Source organism: Streptococcus sp. IMAU 99161 (assembly GCF_014435245.1).
GTDB classification, from domain to species: domain Bacteria; phylum Bacillota; class Bacilli; order Lactobacillales; family Streptococcaceae; genus Streptococcus; species Streptococcus lactarius.
The window spans coordinates 91499-98174 of record NZ_JAAPAW010000008.1; the positions used below are offsets into that span (position 1 = coordinate 91499).

Consider the following 6676-nt stretch of genomic DNA (forward strand, 5'->3'; position numbering starts at 1 on the left):
ACGAAAGGAAGAATAAAATGGCAAAACGTTTACTGATTTTAGAAGACGGCACAATTTTTGAAGGTCAGGCCTTTGGTGCGGACGTAGAGGTGACAGGTGAAATCGTCTTTAATACGGGTATGACAGGTTATCAAGAATCGATCACCGACCAGTCTTATAATGGACAGATTTTGACTTTCACCTATCCCTTAGTAGGGAATTATGGAGTGAATCGTGATGATTACGAATCCATCACTCCAACGACCAAGGGTGTGGTGGTGTCAGAAGCTAGCCGTCGTGCTAGTAACTGGCGAAACCAAATGACTTTGAACGAGTTTTTAAAGGCGAAGGATATTCCTGGAATTTCAGGAATTGATACCCGTGCTTTGACAAAGATTATCCGTCAACACGGAACGATGAAGGCAACGATTGCAAGCCCAAGTCATTCAGTAAAAGACTTGCAAGATCAGTTGCAGGCAGCTATGTTGCCAACCAATAACATTGAGCAAGTCTCTACGAAAACAGCCTATCCAGCACCAGGTGTTGGGAAAAATATTGTGTTGGTAGACTTTGGCCTCAAACACTCGATCTTACGTGAATTTTCAAAACGTGACTGCAATGTGACCGTTGTGCCTCATGATATTACGGCTGAAGAAATTCTCCATCTGGATCCAGATGGTGTGATGTTGTCAAATGGTCCTGGGAACCCTGAAGATGTTCCGTATGCACTGGATATGATTCGGGGCATTCAAGGGAAGATTCCAATTTTTGGGATTTGCATGGGACATCAGTTGTTTAGTTTGGCAAATGGCGCAACAGCTTACAAGATGAAGTTTGGGCACCGTGGCTTTAACCACGCAGTTCGTGAAATTGCGACGGGGCGTGTTGATTTTACCAGCCAAAACCATGGCTATGCGATTGATCGCGAAAGCCTTCCAGATTGCTTGATGATCACGCATGAAGAAATCAATGACCGATCTGTTGAAGGAGTTCGTCACCGTGACTTTCCTGCCTTCTCCGTGCAATTCCACCCAGATGCAGCACCTGGTCCACATGATGCGAGCTACCTCTTTGATGAATTCTTGGAATTAATTGATGCCTTCCAAGCAGAAAAAGAATAATCTGAAGAGGAATATCTATTGAATGGAAAACGGAAGGAAAGCTCCGTAGGTTGAGCTACCGTTTTCTGGTCGTCCTTTGTGTCTTATTTAATGTCGCCCTGTGAGGCGACGAATAGAAAGGAGAAGATACAATGTTCGCGAAAGTGAACACGCCCTAAGGACGGTGTGAAAAAGATAAACGTCGTCTTGACGCTGATAGCGTCGTCGTCACGTTTCCTATTTTCACTGAGTCCTTAACGGGCTTTGTATCATACATTATGCCTAAACGTTCTGATATTAAAAAAATTATGGTGATTGGGTCTGGTCCGATTATTATTGGTCAGGCTGCTGAGTTTGATTATGCGGGTACGCAAGCCTGCTTGGCCTTGAAAGAGGAAGGCTACAGTGTGGTTCTTGTCAACTCCAACCCTGCGACCATCATGACTGATAAAGAAATCGCAGACAAGGTTTATATTGAACCTATCACACTTGAGTTTGTGACACGTATTCTTCGTAAGGAACGTCCTGATGCCCTCTTGCCAACACTTGGTGGTCAAACGGGTCTCAACATGGCTATGGAGCTGTCTAAAGCAGGGATTCTTGAACAGCTTGGTGTTGAATTGTTGGGGACAAGATTGTCTGCCATTGACCAAGCCGAAGACCGTGACCTCTTTAAGCAATTGATGGAAGACTTGCATCAGCCGATTCCAGAATCTGAAATCGTGAATACGGTGGAAGAAGCAGTGGCTTTTGCTTCAAAAATCGGGTATCCAGTCATTGTCCGTCCTGCCTTCACTCTTGGTGGTACTGGTGGTGGTATGTGTGCCAATGAAGAAGAACTTCGTGAAATCGCTGAAAATGGTTTGAAATTGTCACCCGTAACACAATGTTTGATTGAGCGCTCGATCGCTGGTTTCAAAGAGATCGAATACGAAGTAATGCGTGATGCGGCTGACAACGCTCTTGTCGTTTGTAACATGGAAAACTTCGACCCAGTTGGGATCCACACAGGGGACTCGATCGTCTTTGCCCCAACGCAAACCTTGTCAGATATTGAAAACCAAATGTTGCGTGATGCCAGCTTGAAGATTATCCGTGCCCTTAAGATTGAGGGTGGTTGTAACGTACAGTTGGCGCTGGACCCTAATAGTTTTAACTACTATGTAATCGAAGTCAATCCGCGTGTGTCTCGTTCATCAGCCTTGGCCTCAAAAGCAACAGGTTACCCAATCGCTAAGTTAGCGGCTAAAATCGCTGTCGGTTTGACACTGGATGAGATGATTAACCCCGTCACTGGTACAACTTACGCTATGTTCGAACCAGCTCTTGACTACGTGGTTGCTAAGATTCCACGTTTCCCATTTGATAAGTTTGAACACGGGGAACGTCGTCTTGGTACTCAGATGAAAGCGACTGGTGAAGTGATGGCCATTGGTCGGAACATTGAAGAGTCTCTTCTGAAAGCTTGTCGTTCGCTTGAAATCGGTGTTCACCACAATGAAATGCCTGAGCTAGCTGAAGTGACAGATGATGCTTTGGTGGAAAAAATTGTCAAAGCGCAAGACGACCGTCTCTTCTACCTTTCGGAAGCTATCCGTCGTGGCTATACAATCGAAGAATTGGCAGAGTTGACCAAGATTGATCTCTTCTTCCTTGACAAATTGCTCCATATCTTTGAATTGGAACAAGAATTGGCTACTCACGTAGGAGACGTCGCTGTTTTGAAAGAAGCCAAACGCAATGGTTTCTCTGACCGTAAGATTGCGGAACTTTGGAACCAAACAGCTGACCAAGTCCGTGCCACTCGGTTGGAAAATCATATCGTTCCTGTTTACAAGATGGTCGATACTTGTGCAGCCGAGTTTGAATCATCCACACCTTATTTCTACTCAACCTATGAGTGGGAAAATGAATCCATCAAGTCTGATAAGAAATCAGTTATCGTTCTTGGTTCAGGTCCAATCCGTATCGGACAAGGGGTTGAGTTTGACTATGCGACCGTTCACTCTGTCAAAGCGATCCAAGCTGCAGGTTACGAAGCCATCATCATGAACTCAAACCCTGAAACGGTTTCAACGGACTTCTCTGTGTCTGATAAACTCTACTTTGAACCATTGACCTTTGAAGACGTAATGAACGTCATCGAATTGGAACAACCTAAGGGTGTCGTGGTGCAGTTTGGTGGTCAAACAGCTATCAATTTGGCGGAGCCCTTGTCTAAAGCAGGTGTGAAAATCTTGGGTACTCAGGTTGCTGACCTGGACCGTGCCGAAGACCGTGACCTCTTTGAACAAGCCCTGAAAGATCTCAACATCCCACAACCACCAGGTCAAACAGCGACAAATGAAGAAGAAGCGGTTGAAGCAGCTCGTAAGATTGGCTTCCCAGTTCTTGTTCGTCCATCATACGTTTTAGGTGGACGGGCCATGGAAATTGTGGAAAATGAAGACGACCTTCGCTCCTACATGCGTACAGCCGTTAAGGCAAGTCCTGATCATCCCGTCCTTGTAGATAGTTATATCATTGGACGTGAGTGTGAAGTAGATGCCATTTCTGATGGTAAGGATGTCTTGATTCCTGGTATTATGGAACACATCGAACGTGCAGGGGTTCACTCAGGGGACTCAATGGCGGTTTACCCACCACAAACCCTTTCTAAGAAAATTCAAGAAACGATCGCGGATTATACCAAACGCTTGGCCATCGGTCTGAACTGTATTGGTATGATGAATATTCAGTTCGTGATCAAGGGAGAAACGGTTTATGTGATTGAGGTGAACCCACGTGCCAGCCGTACCGTGCCATTCTTGTCTAAGGTAACGGATATTCCTATGGCTCAGGTGGCTACAAACTTGATTCTTGGAAAATCTTTGGCAGAGCAAGGTTACAAAGATGGCCTGTATCCTGAAAGCAAACACGTACATGTCAAGGCACCAGTCTTCTCCTTCACAAAATTAGCCAAGGTCGATAGCCTCCTTGGACCTGAAATGAAATCAACTGGTGAAGTGATGGGGACCGATGCTACGCTTGAAAAAGCCCTCTACAAAGCCTTTGAAGCTTCTTACCTTCATTTGCCAACCTTTGGAAATGTTATCTTTACCATTGATGATGACACCAAGGATGAAGCGCTTGGTTTGGCTCGGCGCTTTGAGGCCATCGGTTATGGCATTTATGCGACGGAAGGAACCGCCAAGTTCTTGAATGAACATGGTGTTCAGGCAACACTTGTGCACAAGTTGGGTGAAAATGACGACAACGACATTCCAGCCCTCGTTCGTACTGGCAAGGCGCAAGCCATTATCAATACCGTCGGGAACAAACGGACCCACGACGAAGATGGCGCAACTATCCGTAGTTCAGCGATTGAAGCAGGTATTCCACTCTTCACAACGCTTGATACAGCCGATGCCATGGTGCGTGTGCTTGAAAGCCGTAGCTTTACAACAGAAGCGATCTAAATAGTTGAAACAAATAAAAAAACGAGGAAAGAACTCGAACGTAGCGTCGAGCTTCCTCGTTTTTTTGATGCAGGCAAAGACAGAGTTCTTATCGTGGTGGGAGTCCGAGTGCGATGCGGCCATATCGGCTGATGCGCGTGATTTTCCAGGCGGGCGACCAGGTCACTTCGACTTTGACTTCTTCGATTCCATCAATTTCCTTGAGGCGCGAAACAATTTCGATCGGAAGGCTCTCAGCACAACTACAAGCGGTGTCTGTGAAGGTCATGACCACCTTGCAAGTGCCAGCTTCATCTAGATGGATCTCGTAGATCAGTCCTAGGTTATAGACATCTAATTCAACATCTGTATCAAACACCAGTTCCAATTTTTCAATGAGTGACTTCTCCAGTGCTAGGGCGCGGTCATTGATTTTGATATCCTCTCTCATGGTAAGTTCCTTTCAATATTACTGGTTTCCATTTTCTCATAATTCAGGCCATAAGGCAAGAAGAGCAAGAGAATTTATAGGCAGAGACGATAGCTAAGACAGTCCAGCCTCCATTTCTCTTTCGATTTATGGTAAAATAGAGGGAAAAGTAAGACAAAGGAAGAAGACATGAAATTACAAAAACCAAAGGGAACCCAGGATATTCTTCCTGGAGAATCAGCCAAATGGCAATATGTAGAAGGCTTTGCCCGCAAGGTCTTTGCGAGATACAATTATGAAGAAATCCGCACGCCGATCTTCGAACATTATGAAGTCATCAGTCGTTCAGTTGGGGATACGACCGATATCGTGACCAAAGAAATGTATGACTTCTATGACAAGGGAGACCGACATATCACGCTTCGTCCTGAAGGAACAGCTCCTGTTGTCCGCTCGTATGTAGAAAATAAACTCTTTGCGCCTGAAGTGCAAAAACCAAGTAAATTTTATTACATGGGCCCAATGTTCCGCTACGAACGTCCTCAAGCAGGTCGTTTGCGTCAATTCCACCAAATTGGGGTAGAATGCTTTGGATCGAGCAATCCAGCAACGGATGTCGAAACCATTGCCATGGCAGCGCAATTCCTGAAAGAATTAGGGATTGACAATGTAACCTTGCACTTGAACACCTTGGGAAGCCCAGCCAGTCGCAAAGCCTATCGTCAAGCCTTGATTGATTACCTCTTGCCAATGAAGGATCAATTGTCTAAAGACAGCCAACGTCGTTTAGAAGAAAATCCGCTTCGTGTCTTGGATTCAAAAGAAAAAGAAGACAAGGTGGCGGTTGAGCAAGCTCCTTCCATCCTAGACTATCTAGACGAAGAAAGCCAAGCGCATTTTGATGCTGTTCGTCGGATGTTGGAAGACTTGGGGGTAGCCTACGTCATCGATACCAACATGGTGCGTGGCTTGGATTACTACAACCACACGATTTTTGAGTTCATTACAGAGATTGAAGGCAATGAATTGACAGTCTGTGCAGGTGGTCGCTATGATGGCTTGGTGGAGTATTTCGGTGGCCCTGCGACAGCTGGTTTTGGTTTTGGGATCGGTGTGGAACGGATTCTTCTCGTTCTTGAAAAGAAAGGTGTAGCCTTACCAATCGATACCGGCTTAGATGCCTATATCGCCGTCCTAGGAGATGAGGCCAATGAAGCAGCGCTTAGTTTGGTACAAGCCCTTCGTCTTCAAGGTTTCAAGGCCGAACGTGACTACCTTGGACGTAAGCTCAAGGCCCAATTTAAGTCAGCAGATATCTTCGCGGCCAAAGCCTTGATTACTCTAGGAAGTAGCGAGGTTGAAAGCGGTCAAGTCACCGTGAAAAACAACCAAACTCGTCAAGAAGTGACTGTAGCTCTTGACAGTTTGAAGAAAGATTTCCAAGCTGTTTTAGCAGAGTTGTAATTGGCTTGATCAAATCTTTCAGATACCTGTAAAACAGATTCGTATGGGAGAGAGTGGGACAGAAATCGGTCATTCGTTAGAATTCGATTTCGTCGTCCCATCTCCGCACAGCTTCAACAGTCTGGGAGACTGTTGAAGGTTGCAAATAAAGGAAACATAGTTTCCGTCAACATAGGGCATCTTTGAAGATTAAAAAGCGAACAAAGACTTAGGATACTTGCTTCGCAAGTTCTATCCGCCACCTCAAAGCAGTGCTTTGAGCACTC

General features: G+C 45.5%; 4 protein-coding genes. 3 read left to right on the forward strand and 1 reads right to left on the reverse strand.

Going from position 1 to position 6676, the window contains the following annotated elements; genetic code table 11:
* Positions 1 to 17: 17 nt before the first annotated feature.
* Together HA044_RS04215 and carB are read left to right on the forward strand one after the other, a co-directional pair.
* A complete protein-coding gene (locus HA044_RS04215) occupies positions 18 to 1100 on the forward strand; it encodes a carbamoyl phosphate synthase small subunit (protein ID WP_187539583.1) in 1083 nt (360 codons plus the stop codon).
* Between the two features lie 257 nt (positions 1101 to 1357).
* Complete coding sequence (gene carB / locus HA044_RS04220; protein ID WP_187539585.1) at positions 1358 to 4537, forward strand: carbamoyl-phosphate synthase large subunit; 3180 nt, start codon at positions 1358 to 1360, stop codon at positions 4535 to 4537.
* Positions 4538 to 4625: 88 nt separating this feature from the next.
* Here the strand turns inward: carB and HA044_RS04225 are convergent, their stop codons facing one another.
* Entirely contained in the window at positions 4626 to 4967 is a 342-nt protein-coding gene (locus tag HA044_RS04225) for a metal-sulfur cluster assembly factor (RefSeq protein WP_187539588.1), read from the reverse strand.
* Between the two features lie 168 nt (positions 4968 to 5135).
* Between HA044_RS04225 and hisS the strand changes: the two genes are divergently transcribed.
* Positions 5136 to 6410: a histidine--tRNA ligase gene (gene hisS, locus HA044_RS04230; RefSeq protein WP_187539590.1), complete on the forward strand. Its 1275-nt coding sequence runs from the start codon at positions 5136 to 5138 to the stop codon at positions 6408 to 6410.
* Positions 6411 to 6676: the final 266 nt, after the last annotated feature.